Here is a 15,726-nt window from a genome sequence, read left to right on the forward strand (position 1 = left end):
ACGACTTACCCGTCAGTACATTGACGCCATGTCTAACACGCAGGCCCGGCCGGTGGAGTCCGAGCGCATACCGCTCAAGGCCCGCAACGTGTCCTTCTCCTGGGAGGACACGCCGCTGCACTGGGTCCCCGGCGACCCGTTCACCACGCACACCATCAACGTGCTGCACCTGCTGCTGCCCGCCGGGGAGCGGTGGTTCGTGCACGTGTACAAGCAGGTGCTGCCGCTCATCCGGGACGACCGGCTCCGCGAGGACGTCATCGGCTTCATCGGGCAGGAGGCGATGCACTCCCAGGCCCACGACGAGGTTCTGCCGCACCTGAGGGAGCTGGGGCTCGACCCGACGCCGTACACCGCGCAGGTCGACTGGTTCTTCGAGAAGCTGCTCGGCGATCGCACCCTGCCCCCGGGCAGGGCGCGCCGCTGGTGGCTGCTGGAGCGGGTCGCGCTGATCGCGGCGATCGAGCACTACACCGCCTTCCTCGGCGACTGGGTGCTCAACGCCACCGAGCTGGACCGGCGCGGCGCCGACCCGACCATGCTGGACCTGCTGCGCTGGCACGGCGCCGAGGAGGTCGAGCACCGCTCCGTCGCCTTCGACCTGTTCCTGCATGTCGACGGCAGCTACCGGCGCCGGGTGCGCACCTGGGCGACGGCCTTCAGCGCGCTGGTGTTCCTGTGGCAGCGCGGGTCCCGATTCTTCATGGAGAACGACCCGACCCTCGTGGACGGCAAGGCCTCCGTCAAGGAGTTCTATCTGAGCGGCCGGCGCGGCACCCTGCCCACGACCGGCGCGATGCTCAAGTCCATCCCGCGCTACCTGAGCCGTGCCTACCACCCCTCTCATGAGGGCTCCACCGCCCAGGCCGTCGCCTATCTGGCGGCCTCCCCCGCCGCGCTCGCCGCGGAGCAGGCGGAGCGCTCCGCGAAGGGGGCCGTCTGATGCCGAAGGTGCGCACCGTCGTGCTCGTCGCGGGCGCCGCCCTGCTCACCCGGCGGGCCCTGCGCCGCCGCATCCAGGCCTCGCCGCTGTGGCCCATGCCCACCCTGGACCCGCCCGTCTCGGGCCGCCCGCGCTCACGGGCGCTGCGGCTGCTGCTCACCGGGCACGAGACGGTCGCCGAGGGAGTCGTACAACTGCGCCTGGAGGGAAGCGGGTTGCCGCCGTGGGAGCCCGGTGCGCACCTGGACCTGGTGCTGCCCTCGGGGCTGGTGCGGCAGTACTCGCTGTGCGGGGACCCGGCGGACACCTCCTCGTACACGGTGGCCACCCGGCTGGTCGAGGACGGCCGGGGCGGCTCGCGCGAGGTGCACGAGCAGCTCGCCGAGGGCATGGAGCTGGAGGTGCGCGGCCCCCGGAACCGCTTCCCGCTCGTGACGGCGCCCTCGTACGTCTTCGTCGCCGGAGGAATCGGCATCACGCCGATCCTGCCGATGCTGCGGGCCCTGCCGGACGGCACCGACTGGCGGCTGCTGTACGGCGGGCGCACGCGGGCCTCCATGCCGTTCCTGGAGGAGGTGCGGGGGCTCGCCGGGGACCGGCTGACCCTCGTCGCCGAGGACGAGGACGGACGGCCGGACCTGGAGGCGCTCTTCGCGGACGTCGCGGAGGGGGCGGCCGTGTACTGCTGCGGTCCGGAAGGCCTCATGGCGGCGGTGGAGGCCCGGCTGCCCGAGAGTGCCGTGCTGCACCTGGAGCGGTTCGCGCCGCGTCTGTCGGCCGACGGGAACGCGGAGTTCGAGGTCGAACTCCGCCGCAGCGGGCGGACGTTGACGGTCCCGGCCGACTCCACCGTGCTGGCCGCCGTGCGCCGTGAACTGCCGGACACCGCCTACTCCTGCCGGCAGGGCTTCTGCGGAACGTGTCAACAGCGGGTGCTGGAGGGCGAGGTGGACCACCGGGACGAGCTGCTGACGGATGCGGAGCGTGCCGACTCGATGCTGATCTGTGTGTCACGGGCCAGAAGTGAGCGTCTCGTGCTGGACTTGTGACGGAATCATGTGAACGCCGGTGCCGGTCCGGCCCGTTCCGGGCCGGATCCGATCGGTATGGTGTTCGCATGAGTACCGGGGTTCGCCGCAGGATGGGCGTCGAGGAGCGGCGGCAGCAGCTGATCGGTGTCGCGCTCGACCTGTTCAGCCGCCGCTCGCCCGACGAGGTCTCCATCGACGAGATAGCGTCGACGGCGGGCATCTCACGCCCGCTCGTCTACCACTACTTCCCCGGCAAACTCAGCCTGTACGAGGCCGCGTTGAAGCGTGCCTCGGAGGATCTCGCGGGCCGGTTCGCGGAGCCGCACGAGGGTCCGCTGGGGGCGAGGCTGCTGCGCGTGATGCGCCGCTTCTTCGACTTCGTCGACGAGCACGGCCCCGGTTTCTCGGCGCTGATGCGCGGCGGCCCGGCCGTCGGCTCGTCGACGACCAACGCGCTCATCGACTCCGTACGGCAGGCCGCCTACGAACAGATCCTGTCGCACCTGGGCGTCACCGAGGCCTCCGCGCGCATGGAACTGGTCGTCCGCTCCTGGATCTCGCTCGCCGAGTCGACGGCCCTGATCTGGCTGGACGGCCGGCGCATCCCGCGCGGCGAGCTGGAGCTCCAGCTCGTGCACGACTTCGCCGCCCTGGCCGCCGTCAGCGCGGCCTACGACGCGGACATGGCCGCCCTGCTGCGCACCATGGTCAAGGACGAGCCGGCCGACGGGCCCTTCGCAGAGCTCGTCGGCCGGCTGCTCAGCCTTGCTCCCTAGGTCCTAGCGGTCGAACTTCCGGTAGGACGGATCCAGGTCGCGGATCTCGGCGGAGGCGTGGAGCTCGAAGCGCTTGTCCGCCACGCACGTGCGCAGCAGCTCCAGCACGGCCTCCGTGAGCCTCGCCTTGGTCTCGTCGCTGCGGCCGGCGAGGAGCCCGATGGTCACGTGCACGACCGCGTGCCCGTGATCCGCCGGGTCCTCGTACCCGAACGCCGTGAAGGCGCTGGGCCGGAACTGCGTCTTGCAGGCCTCCGGCTTGGCCGCCGCGATCTTCACGACCGCCTCGTGCAGCGCCCGCGCGAAACCCGCGCGGTCGAAGGCGGCCTCCATCGTGTTCGAGTAGTCGACGGTGATCTGCGGCATGGGCACTCCTGTTCTACGACGCGGGTCCGACCCTACTTCGCCGCCCGGGTGAACACCGCCACGGTCCGCGCGGGCACGGTGAACGTGCCCGAGTCGGCCGCATAGGAGGAGGTCTTCACCACCGCGTCCGCACCGGCTGCCTGCGCCGGGTGCAGCCGGTAGGCCGTCCCGGCGAGGGCACCGATCCGCTGCTCCTGCTGCTGCGGGGTGGCGTTGAAGACCACGACCAGGTCACCGAGCTGCATGGTGATCACCCCGGGCGTCTCGTCCTTGCCGGACAGCGGGAAGGAGAGCCGCTCCTGCACCTGCGTGGCCGTCCCGAGGGAGAACGCCTTCTCCGTCGTACGGATCCGCAGCAGGTCCTGGTAGGCGGCCGAGGCACCGGTGATCTGCGGGCAGCCCACCTTGACCGTGCCGAGCAGCGGCTTGGCGTAGTTCCACTTGGACTGGTTGTCGGCCGCCATGGGCAGCCCCCGCCCGAAGCCGTTGCCGTCGGCGCAGTCCCAGTGGATGGCGTTGAACCAGTCGCCGCTGTCGAAGGAGTTGCGGTCCAGCGACTTCGAGCGCAGCAGGTCGGTGCCCGCCTGGGAGAGGGACGGGCCCTGCGAGAGGGCTGACGTGGCCATGGCCAGGACCTGCATCCGGGCCCGGTCCGCGGCGCTCGTGGAGGCGGGCAGCTTGTAGGTCAGGGCGTCGAACAGCGACTCGTTGTCGTGCGCGTCCACGTAGGCGAGCGCGTCGCCGGGTGCGTCCGCGTAACCGGCGGGCGAGCCGTTGTAGTCGACCTCGGAGCCCTTTACCTCCTTGCCGTCGGTGTCGGTGAAGTGGAAGGACTTCAGGTTCCCGGTCAGACCGACCTTGATCAGGTCCTGGTAGTGCAGGAGCCGGGCCTTCTGCTCGGCCGGAGTCCCGTTGGCCGTCGACGCGTTCGGGTCGGTGTACAGCCCGGACGCGAAGCCCTGGATGCCGGGGTCCGAGTCGAAGGGGCCGCCGCCGCGCACGGCGTCACGGGCGCGGTCGGAGAAGGTGGCGATGCCGGTGCCGGCCATGTTCGCCTGCGTGGCCTGCACGAACCGGGCGTCGTTCGCGACCTCGCCGAAGTTCCAGCCCTCGCCGTAGAGGATGATCTTCTTCCCGTCGACGCCGTCCTTCTCCATGGTCAGTGAATCGAGCGCCCGCCTGACCGCGAGGATGTTGGCCTTCGGGTGGTGGCCCATGAGGTCGAAGCGGAAGCCGTCGACCTTGTACTGCTTGGCCCAGGTGACGATCGAGTCCACGACCAGCTTGCCCATCATCGCGTTCTCGGGCGCGGTGTTCGCACAGCAGGTGCTGTTCGCGACCGATCCGTCGGCGAGGAGCCGCTGGTAGTAGCCCGGCACGACCTTGTCGAGAACGGAGGTGTCGGCCTGGCCGCCGGCCGCCGTGTGGTTGTAGACGACGTCCATGACGACCCTCAGGCCGTCCTCGTTGAGCGCCTGGACCATCGTGCGGAACTGGACCGTACGGGCCGTGCCGTCGGGGTCGGTGGCGTACGAGCCCTCGGGGACCGTGTAGTGGTACGGGTCGTAGCCCCAGTTGTAGGCGTCCTTCGCGGCGATCTTCGCCACGCACTCCTGCTGCCTGTCGGAGTCGGCCGCGTACGAGGCCAGGTCGCAGTCGGTGGTGGCCTGGTCGGCCCTCTTCTCGGGGATCGTGGCGATGTCGAAGGCGGGGAGGAGGTGGACGTACGAGGTGCCCGCCTTCGCCAGCTCACGCAGGTGCTGCGAGCCGTCGCTGCCCTTGTCCGCGAAGGCCAGGTAGGTGCCCGGGTGCTTCGAGGTGCGGTCCCCGATGGAGAAGTCCCGGATGTGCAGCTCCTGGATCTGCGCGTCCTTCAGCGGTACGGCCCTGGGCTTGCGCAGGCCCGCCCAGCCGCTGGGCGCGAGGGACGTGTCGTTCAGGTCGACGACGAGGCTGCGCTCGGAGTTCGCGGTGAGCGCGACCGAGTACGGGTCGGTGACCTTGTTGGTGACCACCTTGCGGACGCTGGGCGCCCAGACCTTCACGACGTACCGGTAGGGCTTGCCCTTCCAGGAGGCGGGGCCGGTGACGGACCAGACGCCGGTGGTGGCGTTGCGGTGCATCTTCACGGCCGTGCCGTCGAGGTCGAGGTGGACGGACTGGGCCGTCGGCGCCCACACGGACAGGGTCGGCCTGCCGTCGTGGAACACCGGTCCGAGCGCGGCCTTCGTCGCGCCGGAGTACAGGTCGTCCAGCACACCGGCGATCTGCACACCGGTCGCGGCCAGCACGGCACCGTTCGCCGCGCGCTGCGAGGCCACGAGCTGTCCGCCGAGCGCCACGCGCACCCGGTCCCGGTCGCGCGGGTCGATCGACCAGGCGGTGTAGTCCTTCAGGTGCGGGAACTTCGCCTTCTGGGCGTCGGTGAGCGTGGTCTTCGTCAGCCGCAGCCAGCGCTCGTCGTCGCTGGTCAGCGCCCCGTCCTTGACGGCGATGGAACCGTCGTGGGAGTACAGCAGCTGGGTGGAGGCGGCGCCGTCGACGCCGTTCCAGGCGACCGTGTTCCGGTCGATCCAGACCGCCTTGGACGTGGTCAGGTCGAGGGCGGCCGCGCTGCCCGCGGGCTGCGGCAGCAGGTACTTCTCCTGGCCGTTCAACAGCCACACCTCGTAGCCGTTGGACTTGAGGTCCAGGGACTGGTCGGCGGGGAGATCCTTGTCGTCGCCCTTGTGGATGATGTAGCTGAGGCTGGTGGCACCCTCGGTGAGCGGCACCTCGAAGACCGCGCCATAGGCATCAGTCTTCACCGGCTGCAGCGGGTTCGACCAGTCGGTGGGGTGCGCGGCACCCGCCCAGACGTGCAGTCCCCAGCCGTCGTAGTTGCCGTCGGCGCGGTGGTAGTGGATGACCGCCTTGGCCTTGTCCTGGGCGGGATAGTCCGGCTTTTTCGTCAGGACGTCGGCCTTGCCCTGCTCGACCCAGACCTCACCGGTCTTGGTGACGTCGATGGACCGGTCGGCGGAGACGTCCTTGTTGCCGTCCTTGTCGATGACCAGGAAGCCGACGTTCGAGGCGCCCGGCTTCAGCTTGACGTAGGCGAAGGCGCCGTAGGCGTCACGGCCGACGAAGGGGTGGCTGGCGGGCCAGTTCGTGGCCTCGCCGTCGGCGAGGTCGCCCCAGGCGTACAGGCCCCAGTTGGCGTAGTCGCCGTCGGTGCGCTTGTAGTGGACGATCGCGTAGTCCCGGGAGGAGGCCGTGGGGACCTGGGGCGCGGGCCGGGTGCCGGTGGTGCTGCTCGCCAGGGCGCTCGCGGTGTGCCCGGCCGAGTCGATCACGACCGCCTTGTAGCGCAGGGCGGTCCCGGCGGGTACGTCCTTGCCGAGGGACTGGCTGACCTTGTAGGGGGCGTGGTCGGCGGAGCCGAGGGTCTTCCACGCTCCGTTGCCGACCTGGGCGGCGAAGACCACGCGGTTGAGCTGACCGCCGTCGATGTCGGCTGTGACGTCGACGGTCCCGGTGGCACCGGCGGCCGGGGCCGTCAGCGTGATCGTCGGCTTGGCGGCGGGCGCGGCGAGGGTGCCGGTGGCCTTGAGTACGACGGCGGAACCGGCCGGGACGGTGAGGGTGACCTTGCGGTCGGCGTCGGACTTCACCGCATCGGAGGTCCCGTAGATGCCCTGGTACGACATGCCGGCCGAGCCGGTGGCGAAGGTCGCGGACTTCTCGCTGTCGGCGTTGTTGAAGGCGACGACGTACTCGGCGCCCGTCTTCGCGCCCGTACGGGTGAAGGCGTAGATGCCGGCGCCGTCGGCCGCGTACCGCTCGGTCTGGACGCCGTCGGTCAGGGCCGGGTTGGTCCTGCGGAGCCCCGCGAGGGCCGCGATGTCCTTGTACAGCGGCGCGCTCGTGTCGTAGGCGTCGCTCGTGTGGGTGCGGTCGGTGCCGATCTCGTCGTCGTCCAGGTAGTCGGCGACCTTGGAGGCGAACATCGTCTGGCGGGCGTCCTTGTCGCCGCCGGAGCCGGTGAAGCCCTGCTCGTCGCCGTAGTAGACGACCGGGTTGCCCCGGCTGAGGAACATCAGCTCGTTGGCGAGCTTGTCCTTCTTCAGGATCTCGGCGTCCGTGGCCTTCGGGTTGTCCTGCTTCAGGAAGTACCCGATACGGCCCATGTCGTGGTTGCCGAGGAAGGTGACCTGCTCGTACGCGTTGGCCTTGCCGGACGTGTACTTGTAGTCGTCACCGAAGACGCTCGCCAGTCGCTGCGCGCTGCGGCCCTGGGAGGCGTAGGCGCGGGCCGCGTCCTGGAAGGGGAAGTCGAGGGTGGCGTCCAGGCGGCCCTGGGTGACGTACGGAGAGGTGATAGAGGTGTCGGCGGAGTAGACCTCGCCGAACATGAAGAAGTTCTTCCGCCCGTGCGCGGCCGCGTACCTGTCGAGCGCGGTGGCCCACTGGGTCCAGAACTCCATGTTCACGTGCTTGACGGTGTCGATCCGGAACCCGTCGACGCCGAAGTCCCGCACCCAGCGCTCGTAGATCTTCTCCATGCCCTGGACGACCTCGGGACGCTCGGTCCACAGGTCGTCGAGCCCGGAGAAGTCGCCGTACGTGGTCGACTCACCGGCGTACGTCGAGTCGCCCCGGTTGTGGTACATCGTCGGGTCGTTGAGCCAGGCCGGGACCTTGCTGTTGTTCGTGACCTTCGGGGTGTACGGGAAGGAACCGGCATCCACGGCCGGAAACTTCCGGCTGCCGTCCGCGTAGTCGGCGTCGTCGAACGGCCGCCCGTCCTTGGTCAGGTACGGAAAGGCGCCCTTGGACAGATAGCCGTACGACTTCTCCGCATAGTCCACGACGTCGGCGGTGTGGTTGGTGATGACGTCGAAGAAGACCTTCATGCCCTTGGCGTGCGCCTTGGAGATGAGGGTCTGGAGGTCCTTGTTCGTCCCGAAGTGCGGGTCGACCTGGGTGAAGTCGGTGATCCAGTAGCCGTGGTAGCCGGCGGAGGCGTTGCTGCCCGTGCCCTGCACCGGGCGGTTCTTGAAGATCGGCGCCATCCAGATGGAGGTGGTGCCGAGCCCCTTGATGTAGTCGAGCCGCTTGGTCAGGCCCTTGAGGTCGCCGCCTTGGTAGAAGCCCTTGTCGGTGGGGTCGTAGCCGGTGCTGAGGCGTGAACCGGTCAGGCCGCCCCGGTCATTGGACCTGTCCCCGTTGGCGAAACGGTCCGGCATGACGAAGTAGAACTGCTCGCGCGTGTCGTCGTGCCGGGCGGGCTGGGCGGCGAGGGCCGCGTCCGAGGGGGGCGCGGGCGGGGTGGCGGCGTGGGCGGCCAGTGGCTGGATCAATGCGGCGGCGAGGGCTACGGCGGTGACGGCCGCTGCCCGTCTCGCTCTCGGTTTCACAGGCGGTAACTCCTAGCGAATGCGGCTCTCTTGGGTCCGACCCCGCGCGACCGTATCGCCGGCGAAAGGTTTACAGCAAGAGTCTTGAAACTCATAGCAAGAAGTTTCAGCGTCAACCTTGACGGCCCTTCTCAACTGCCGCACGCTTTCGAGTACAAGTACGTGAAGAAGGACGGCTCCGGGAACGTGACGTGGGAGTCGGGGACGAACCGCTCGTACACGACGGGCAGTTCGTCCGGCTACACGACGAGCAACAGCTGGAAGTAGCCCTCCCGGCTCAGCAGCTCGACTTCCCGGCGTAGATCGCGAGCGCCGTGTTCGAGCCCAAGGTGGCGGTGAACTGCCCTGCGGAGTTCACCGTCACCGTCGTGTTGTTCTGCACGTTGCAGTACGTGCCTGCGGGCAGCGAGGTCTGGTAGGTGCGGGTCAAGCTGCCGGTCTCGTGGTTGATCGCCACATACCCCTTGCTCCCCCGGCCGAAGGCGATCGCGTTGTTGCCGTTGTCCCACCAGTTGGATACCGCCTGGCCGCGCGTCGCGTTGCGGAAAGCGACCATGCGGATGATCTCCGGCCAGGCGTGCTGGCACTTCCAGCCGTCCTGCCAGCAGGCGTTGACCGTGCCGCCGTTGGGCGGGCCCGCGTCCACGTCCGACCACTCGTAGCCGGAGTTGATGTCCGGGGCGCCGTAGGGATAGGCCAGCATGAAGACGTTGGCCAGGGTGTAGTTCGCGCCGTCCTTGTAGTTGAGGGTGGAGCCGTTGCGCTCGGTGTCGTGGTTGTCGACAAAGACACCGGCCACCGAGCTGCTCATGTAGCCCCAACCCTCGCCGTAGTTGTTCAGATAGGCGAGGCGCTCGTTGTTGAAGACGCGCTTGAGGTCGTAGGCGTAGCGGAACTCCTGGACGTCGCCGTTGCCCGTGTACTCGGTGGGCTGGACGGCTTCCCCGGCGCCATAGATGACCTCCTGCTTCCAGTAGACGGAAGGGTTCGTCAGGCGGCTCTTGATGTTCGCCAGGTCCTCCGCCGGGATGTGCTTGGCCGCGTCGATGCGGAAGCCGTCCACGCCGAGGGTGAGCAGGTCGTTCATGTAGCCCGCGATCGTCTTGCGGACGTACTCCTCGCCGGTGTCCAGGTCGGCCAGGCCGACCAGTTCGCAGTGCTGCACGTTCCAGCGGTCGGAGTAGTTCGACACCTGGGCCGTGCAGTCGTCGAAGTCGTATACCGAGTACAGGCCGGGATAGTTGTACTTCGTGTACGACGAGCCGCCCGTGCCGGTGCCGGAGCCCGCCGACATGTGGTTGACGACGGCGTCCACCACGACCTTCAGGCCGGCGGAGTGGCAGGTGTTCACCATGTTCTGGAACGCCGTGCGGTCGCCGAGGCGGCCCGCGATCTTGTACGACACCGGCTGGTACGACGTCCACCACTGCGAGCCCTGTATGTGCTCGGCGGGCGGGGAGACCTGGACGTATCCGTAGCCGGCGGGGCCGAGGGTGCTGGTGCACTCGCGGGCCACCGAGGCGTAGTTCCACTCGAAGAGGACGGCGGTGACGTCCTTGGTGCCGGGCGGGGAGGCCTGTGCGGCGGTCGGGTACATGCCAACCATGACTGCGGCCGCGAGGGCGAGTGCCGCGGGGAGGGTTCTGCGTGCCATGTGGGGGTCCTTCGTCCTTGAAGGCGCTTGCTGCAATGTTTCAGCAAACTTGCGGTGACGCAGATGTTAAAGGCCCGCCGTCTGAAAGACAGCGGGCCGTTGTGAAGTTGATGCAAAAACTTTCAGATGGGCCGTCAGGCCACGGTCGACCACCACACCGTCGTGTCGGCCGGTACCTTCGTCTCGCCGTCCGCCTCGGTCAGCTCGCCGCTGGCGAGCAGGACACGGCCGTAGGACGGGGTCGTCACGGACTCGCCGGTGGTGTTCGCGACGCACACGAACTCGCCCCGGCGGAAGGCCAGGACGCCCTCGGGGGCACGGAGCCACTCGACCGCGTCGCCCGCGCCCAGGTCCGGCTGCGAGCGGCGGACGCTCAGCGCGGAGCGGTACAGCTCCAGCGTCGAGCCCGGCACGCCCGTCTGCGCCTCGACGCTCAGCTCGGCCCAGGTCGACGGCTGGGGCAGCCAGCTGCCGCCGCTGCCGAAGCCGTACGAGGAGCCCTCGCGGGTCCACGGGATCGGCACCCGGCAGCCGTCGCGGAAGCCGTCCTGGCCGGCGCCCCGGAAGTACGCGGGGTCCTGGCGCACCTCGTCGGGGAGGTCCACCACGTCCGGGAGGCCCAGTTCCTCGCCCTGGTAGATGTACGCCGAGCCGGGGAGCGCCAGCATGAGGAGGGTGGCGGCGCGGGCTCGGCGCAGGCCGAGTGCGCGGTCGCCTGCCGTGCGGATCTGGGTGCCGAGGCCGGGCGGGTTGGCGAAGCGGGTGGCGTGCCGGGTGACGTCGTGGTTGGACAGGACCCAGGTGGCGGGGGCGCCGACCGGGCGCATCGCCTCCAGGGTGCGGTCGATGACCGTGCGCAGGTCGCCCGCGTCCCACTCCGTGCTCAGGTACTGGAAGTTGAAGGCCTGGTGGAGTTCGTCGGGGCGGACGTAGTTCGCCGTGCGCTCGACGGTCGGGGTCCAGGCCTCGGCGACGAAGATCCGCTCGCCCGCGTATTCGTCGAGGATCGTGCGCCACTGGCGGTAGATGGCGTGCACGCCGTCCTGGTCGAAGAACGGCATGACATCGTTGCCCAGCAGCTTGAGCTGATCGTGGGAGCCGAGGTCCGGGAGGCCGTCGGCCTTCACCAGACCGTGGGCGACGTCGATGCGGAAGCCGTCGACGCCCATGTCGAGCCAGAAGCGCAGGATCGAGCGGAACTCGTCACCGACCGCGGGGTGTTCCCAGTTGAAGTCGGGCTGCTCGGGGGCGAAGAGGTGGAGGTACCACTCACCGGCCGAGCCGTCCGGTTCGGTGACCCGGGTCCAGGCGGGGCCGCCGAAGATCGACTCCCAGTCGTTCGGGGGGAGTTCGCCGTTCTCGCCCTTGCCGGGGCGGAAGTGGTAACGCTCGCGCAGAGGCGAGCCCGGGCCCTCGGCCAGCGCCCGCTTGAACCACTCGTGCTGGTCGGAGGAGTGGTTGGGGACCAGGTCGACGATGATGCGCAGGCCCAGCTCATGGGCGTCACGGATCAGCGCGTCGGCGTCGAGCAGGTTGCCGAACATGGGGTCGACGGCGCGGTAGTCGGCGACGTCGTAGCCGGCGTCGGCCTGCGGGGAGGCGTAGAAGGGGCTGAGCCACACGGCGTCCACGCCGAGGTCGCGCAGGTACGGGAGTCTGGAGCGTACGCCCTCCAGGTCGCCCATGCCGTCGCCGTTGCTGTCGGCGAAGCTGCGCGGATAGACCTGGTAGATGACCGCGTCCCGCCACCAGTCGCGGCGCTTGGCGACGGTGACGACGGCGGAGTCGGCGGCCGGGGCTGCAGGGTGCTGCTGGCTCATGGCGTCCTTGATGCGTAACGGAGTTCGGTTCATTGGGGTCTTTTCGGGCGGCGGGTGTGCGAGGCGGCCGCGGTGTCAGCGGGGTCGGATGGACACCGCGGCCGCCTACCCGCGCGGACAGGCGCGCGGGAACCCGGTGCGGACAAGGGACTCAGCCCTTGGTGCCGCCTGCGGTGAGGCCGGTGACGAGGTTCTTCTGCACGAGGTAGAAGAACACGGACACGGGTATCGCGATCAGTACCGCGGTGGCGGCCATGTAGTTCCACTGCGCGTCGTGCTCGCTGACGAAGGTCTGCAGACCGACGGCGAAGGTGTACTTCGAGTCGTCGAGCATGAAGGTGGTCGCGAAGGCGACCTCGCCGACGGCGGTGATGAAGTTGTAGAAGGCGGCGACGGCGAGCCCGGGGCGGGCCAGCGGCAGGATCAGCCGGAAGAAGGTGCCGAAGGGGGTGAGCCCGTCGACGCGTCCGGCCTCATCGATCTCGAAGGGGATGGTGTCGAAGTACCCCTTGAGCAGCCAGGCGCTGTAGGGCACGGCCGTGGTGCAGTTGATGACGATCAGCGACCAGTAGGTGTCGATGAGGCCGAGTTCGCTGAAGATCTCGTACATCGGCACGATCAGGATGGCGATCGGGAAGGCCTGGGTGAGCAGCAGCACCCACATCAGCGACTTGTAGCCGGGGAAGCGCATGCGCGAGACGGCGTAGCCGGTGGTGGCCGCGACGAAGACGCCGACGAAGGTGGTGCCCAGGGCCACGATCATCGTCGACTTGAACCAGTCGAAGAACGCGGTGTGCTGCAGCACGAAGCTGTAGTTGGAGAAGGTGAGCTTGCCCAGGATCTTGCCCGGATGCAGGTAGTCGTCCTTGTCCGGGCCGAGGGACAGGAAGACCAGCCAGGCCACCGGGGCCAGGGCGATGAGGCTCGCCACGGTGAGGCCGCCGTGCAGGAGGGCGGCGCCGAGCGGGCCGCGTTCGCCGCGGCGGCGGGTGCGGCGCCGGGGCTGCGGGGCGGGGGCCGGTCCGGTCTCGGTCTTCTCGAGGGTCGTGGTGCTCATGGCGGCGGCTCCTGCGGCGTCAGACGGCGAGCTGGTCATTGCGCTTCAGCCAGCGGAAGTAGAAGGACGTGAAGACGGTGAGGATCGACAGCAGCAGCACGCCGTACGCGGCGGACTGGGCGAAGTCGCGCGGCTGCTGGCCGAAGCCCAGGTAGTAGGCCCAGGTCACGAGGATCTGGGCGTCGGGTGCGCCGGTGGGTCCGAACAGCAGGAAGATGATGGCGAACTGGTTGAAGGTCCAGATGATGCCGAGCAGGACGACGGTGGAGCTGACCGAGCGCAGACCGGGCAGGGTGACGTGCCTGAAGCGCTGCCAGGCGCTCGCACCGTCCATCTCGGCGGCCTCGTAGAGCGAGGAGTCGATGGACTGCAGGCCGCCGAGCAGCGAGAGCATCATGAACGGCACACCGCACCAGGTGTTGACCATGATCGCGGCGAACCGCTGCCAGAAGGTGTCCTCCAGCCACTGCGGCTGGGGCAGGTGGAGCGAGCCGAGGAACTGGTTGAGCGCGCCGGAGTCGGCGAGCATGATCCGCCAGGAGAAGACGGTGACGAAGGTCGGCACGGCCCAGGGCAGGACCAGCATCACCCGGTAGAAGGTGCGGCCGCGCAGCTTCTGGTTGAGCATGAGCGCGAGGCCCAGGCCGATGGTGTAGTGCAGGGCCACGCAGGCGACCGTCCAGAAGACGGTCCACAGGAAGTGGGACCAGAACCGGTCGTAGGCCAGCGGGCCGAACAGGATGTCCTTGTAGTTGTCGATCCCGATGAACTTGTACGTGGCGTCGATGTGGTTGACGCCGATCGTGCGCGCCGAGTTGAGGCTGTTGGCGTCGGTCAGGGTCAGGTACAAACCGCGCAGCAGCGGATAGCCCACGATGACGCCGAGCACGATGACGACCGGCGCGATCATCGCGTAGGCGTACCAGTGCTTCTGGAGTCCGTTCTTTATGCGCTGGCCCAGGCCGGGCCGCGGCGCGCGGTCACCGCGGCGGCTGCCGGTGGCGCGGTCGATGGCGACTGTCATGTTCGACACCTTCGGGAGATCAGGGGGCGGGCCTGGGCACAGGCCGGTGGCCGTCGGATCCTTCCCCCTCAGGAGGATCCGACGGCCACGCGGGCTCACTTGCTGAAGTCGGGCACCAGCTTGGTGATGGCCACCTCGGCGTTGCTCAGACCCTTGTCCAGGGACTCCTTGCCGCCGGCGACCTTGGGCAGCTCGATGTCCAGCGGGCCCCACAGGGAGCTGTACTCGGGCAGGGCCGGGCGGGGCTGGGCGGCGGAGAGGACGCCCTGGTAGCCGGCGATGCCGGGGTCGGCCTTGACCTGCGCGGTGTAGGCGTCGGAGCGGGTGGGCAGCGTGGAGTTCTTCAGGGCGATGGTCTCCTGGGACTTCGCCGAGGTCATGAACTGCACGAACTTCAGCGCCGCGGCCTGGTGGGCCTTGTCGGAGCCGGCGTAGACCGAGAGGTTGTGGCCGCCGGTCGGGGCGCCCGCCTTGCCGGTGGAGCCGGCCGGGATGGCGGCGATACCGAGGTTGGACTTGTCGCTGAAGGCCGAGCCCTTGTAGAAGTTCGTGATCTCCCAGGGGCCCTGGACGATCGCGGCGACCTTGCCGTTGACGAACGCGTCCTGGATGTGGGCGTAGGCGTCGGCGGTGGTGTCGGCCTTGTGCAGGCCCTTGCCGGAGAACAGGCTCAGCCAGGTGCCGTAGGCCTTCTTGGCGGCGGCCGAGTTCACCGTGATCTTCTTGGCGCCTGCGTCGACGGTGTCGGTGCCCTCGCCGTAGAGGAAGGACTGGGCGTAGTAGGCCGCGGTGGAGCCCCAGTAGCCGTCGACCTTGGCCTTGTCCTTGATCTTGGCGGCGTCGGACTTCAGCTCGTCCCAGGTCTTGGGGGCCTCGGTGATGCCGGCCTTCTTGAACAGGGCCTTGTTGTAGACCAGGGCGAGGGTGTCGGTGACGAACGGCACGCCGTAGGTCTTGCCCTCGTACTGGGCCTGCTTGATCAGGTTCGGCTGGAACTTGGCCTGGTCGGCGAGGGCGTCCGTGCCGTCCAGCGGCAGGAGGTAGCTCTTCTTCGCGAAGGCCGGGGTCCAGCCGACCTCGGAGCGCAGCACGTCGGGGGCGCCCTTGGAGCCGGCGGCGGTGTCGAACTTGTTCTGCGCCTGGTCGAAGGGGACGTTGACGTACTTGACCTTGATGTCCTTGTTGGCGGCCTCGAACTGCTTGATCAGGGCCTGGTACGTCGGCGCCTCGTTCGTGGCGTTGGAGGTGTCCCACCAGGTGATGGTGACCGGGCCGTCCGACTTGCTGTCGCTGTCGCCACCGCCGCACGCCGTCGCCGCCAGGGCGAGGGACGCCACCAGCGCGGAGGCCGCTATGCCACGCCGCATGAGTTCTCCTTGAGGGTTAAGCCCGTGTGATGCAGGGAGCGGTCCCGTCCGCTGTCCCCGCGGTCTTGCCGACTGCGCCGTTGCGGCCGCCGGGCGACTGGAACGTAACAGCGATGTAAGCGTTGCGAAAGACCTTGCAGAAAAAAAGTGCAAGGAGCGACGATGGTTACGTCCTCGTGACCAGCTCTCGACCGCCGCGCAACCGGGCATTGAAGCCGATGGGGCGGGCAGGGGACACTTGTGCAAGACTCTGCAAGCTCTTGCCACCACGAACTCGAGGGAGCGCGAT

11 protein-coding genes are annotated in these 15,726 nt (G+C 68.8%); 4 read left to right on the forward strand and 7 right to left on the reverse strand.

All coding sequences use genetic code 11. The features are described from left to right. Nucleotides 1-28: 28 nt before the first annotated feature. The 3 genes from ACZ5DS_RS02505 (at nt 29) to ACZ5DS_RS02515 (ending at nt 2,750) form a co-directional block, all read left to right on the forward strand. A complete protein-coding gene (locus ACZ5DS_RS02505; RefSeq protein WP_468233153.1) occupies nt 29-943 on the forward strand; it encodes a metal-dependent hydrolase in 915 nt (304 codons plus the stop codon). After that, nucleotides 943-1,992, forward strand: a complete 1,050-nt coding sequence (locus ACZ5DS_RS02510) for a PDR/VanB family oxidoreductase (protein ID WP_468233155.1) — start codon at nt 943-945, stop codon at nt 1,990-1,992. Before ACZ5DS_RS02505 ends, ACZ5DS_RS02510 begins: the two co-directional genes overlap by 1 nt. Before the next feature lie 68 nt (nt 1,993-2,060). Then, the gene (locus tag ACZ5DS_RS02515; RefSeq protein WP_468233157.1) at nt 2,061-2,750 is read left to right on the forward strand and encodes a TetR/AcrR family transcriptional regulator; all 690 of its coding nucleotides are present in this window, start codon (nt 2,061-2,063) and stop codon (nt 2,748-2,750) included. Nucleotides 2,751-2,753: 3 nt separating this feature from the next. Here the strand turns inward: ACZ5DS_RS02515 and ACZ5DS_RS02520 are convergent, their stop codons facing one another. Continuing rightward, the gene (locus ACZ5DS_RS02520) at nt 2,754-3,116 is read right to left on the reverse strand and encodes a 5-carboxymethyl-2-hydroxymuconate Delta-isomerase (RefSeq protein WP_468233158.1); all 363 of its coding nucleotides are present in this window, start codon (nt 3,114-3,116) and stop codon (nt 2,754-2,756) included. A gap of 32 nt (nt 3,117-3,148) precedes the next feature. After that, nucleotides 3,149-8,515 (reverse strand): pullulanase-type alpha-1,6-glucosidase, encoded by a 5,367-nt coding sequence (gene pulA / locus ACZ5DS_RS02525; protein ID WP_468233160.1) that lies wholly within the window; start codon nt 8,513-8,515, stop codon nt 3,149-3,151. 84 nt (nt 8,516-8,599) lie between these two features. Here pulA and ACZ5DS_RS02530 point away from each other — a divergent pair, with 84 nt between their 5' ends. Beyond that, nucleotides 8,600-8,782 carry a carbohydrate-binding module family 20 domain-containing protein gene (locus ACZ5DS_RS02530; protein ID WP_468233161.1) on the forward strand — a complete coding sequence of 61 codons (183 nt, stop codon included), beginning with the start codon at nt 8,600-8,602 and terminating at the stop codon, nt 8,780-8,782. A 10-nt stretch (nt 8,783-8,792) separates the two neighbouring features. Here the strand turns inward: ACZ5DS_RS02530 and ACZ5DS_RS02535 are convergent, their stop codons facing one another. The 5 genes from ACZ5DS_RS02535 to ACZ5DS_RS02555 form a co-directional block, all read right to left on the reverse strand. Beyond that, nucleotides 8,793-10,169 (reverse strand): alpha-amylase, encoded by a 1,377-nt coding sequence (locus ACZ5DS_RS02535; RefSeq protein ID WP_468233163.1) that lies wholly within the window; start codon nt 10,167-10,169, stop codon nt 8,793-8,795. 134 nt (nt 10,170-10,303) lie between these two features. Beyond that, entirely contained in the window at nt 10,304-11,989 is a 1,686-nt protein-coding gene (locus tag ACZ5DS_RS02540; RefSeq protein ID WP_468233165.1) for a glycoside hydrolase family 13 protein, read from the reverse strand. Between the two features lie 151 nt (nt 11,990-12,140). Further along, a complete protein-coding gene (locus tag ACZ5DS_RS02545; protein WP_468233166.1) occupies nt 12,141-13,046 on the reverse strand; it encodes a sugar ABC transporter permease in 906 nt (301 codons plus the stop codon). Nucleotides 13,047-13,065: 19 nt separating this feature from the next. Continuing rightward, a complete protein-coding gene (locus ACZ5DS_RS02550; protein ID WP_468233168.1) occupies nt 13,066-14,070 on the reverse strand; it encodes a carbohydrate ABC transporter permease in 1,005 nt (334 codons plus the stop codon). Between the two features lie 95 nt (nt 14,071-14,165). Then, a complete protein-coding gene (locus ACZ5DS_RS02555; RefSeq protein ID WP_468233169.1) occupies nt 14,166-15,437 on the reverse strand; it encodes an extracellular solute-binding protein in 1,272 nt (423 codons plus the stop codon). Nucleotides 15,438-15,726: the final 289 nt, after the last annotated feature.

The organism is Streptomyces sp. NPDC031100, assembly GCF_055570785.1.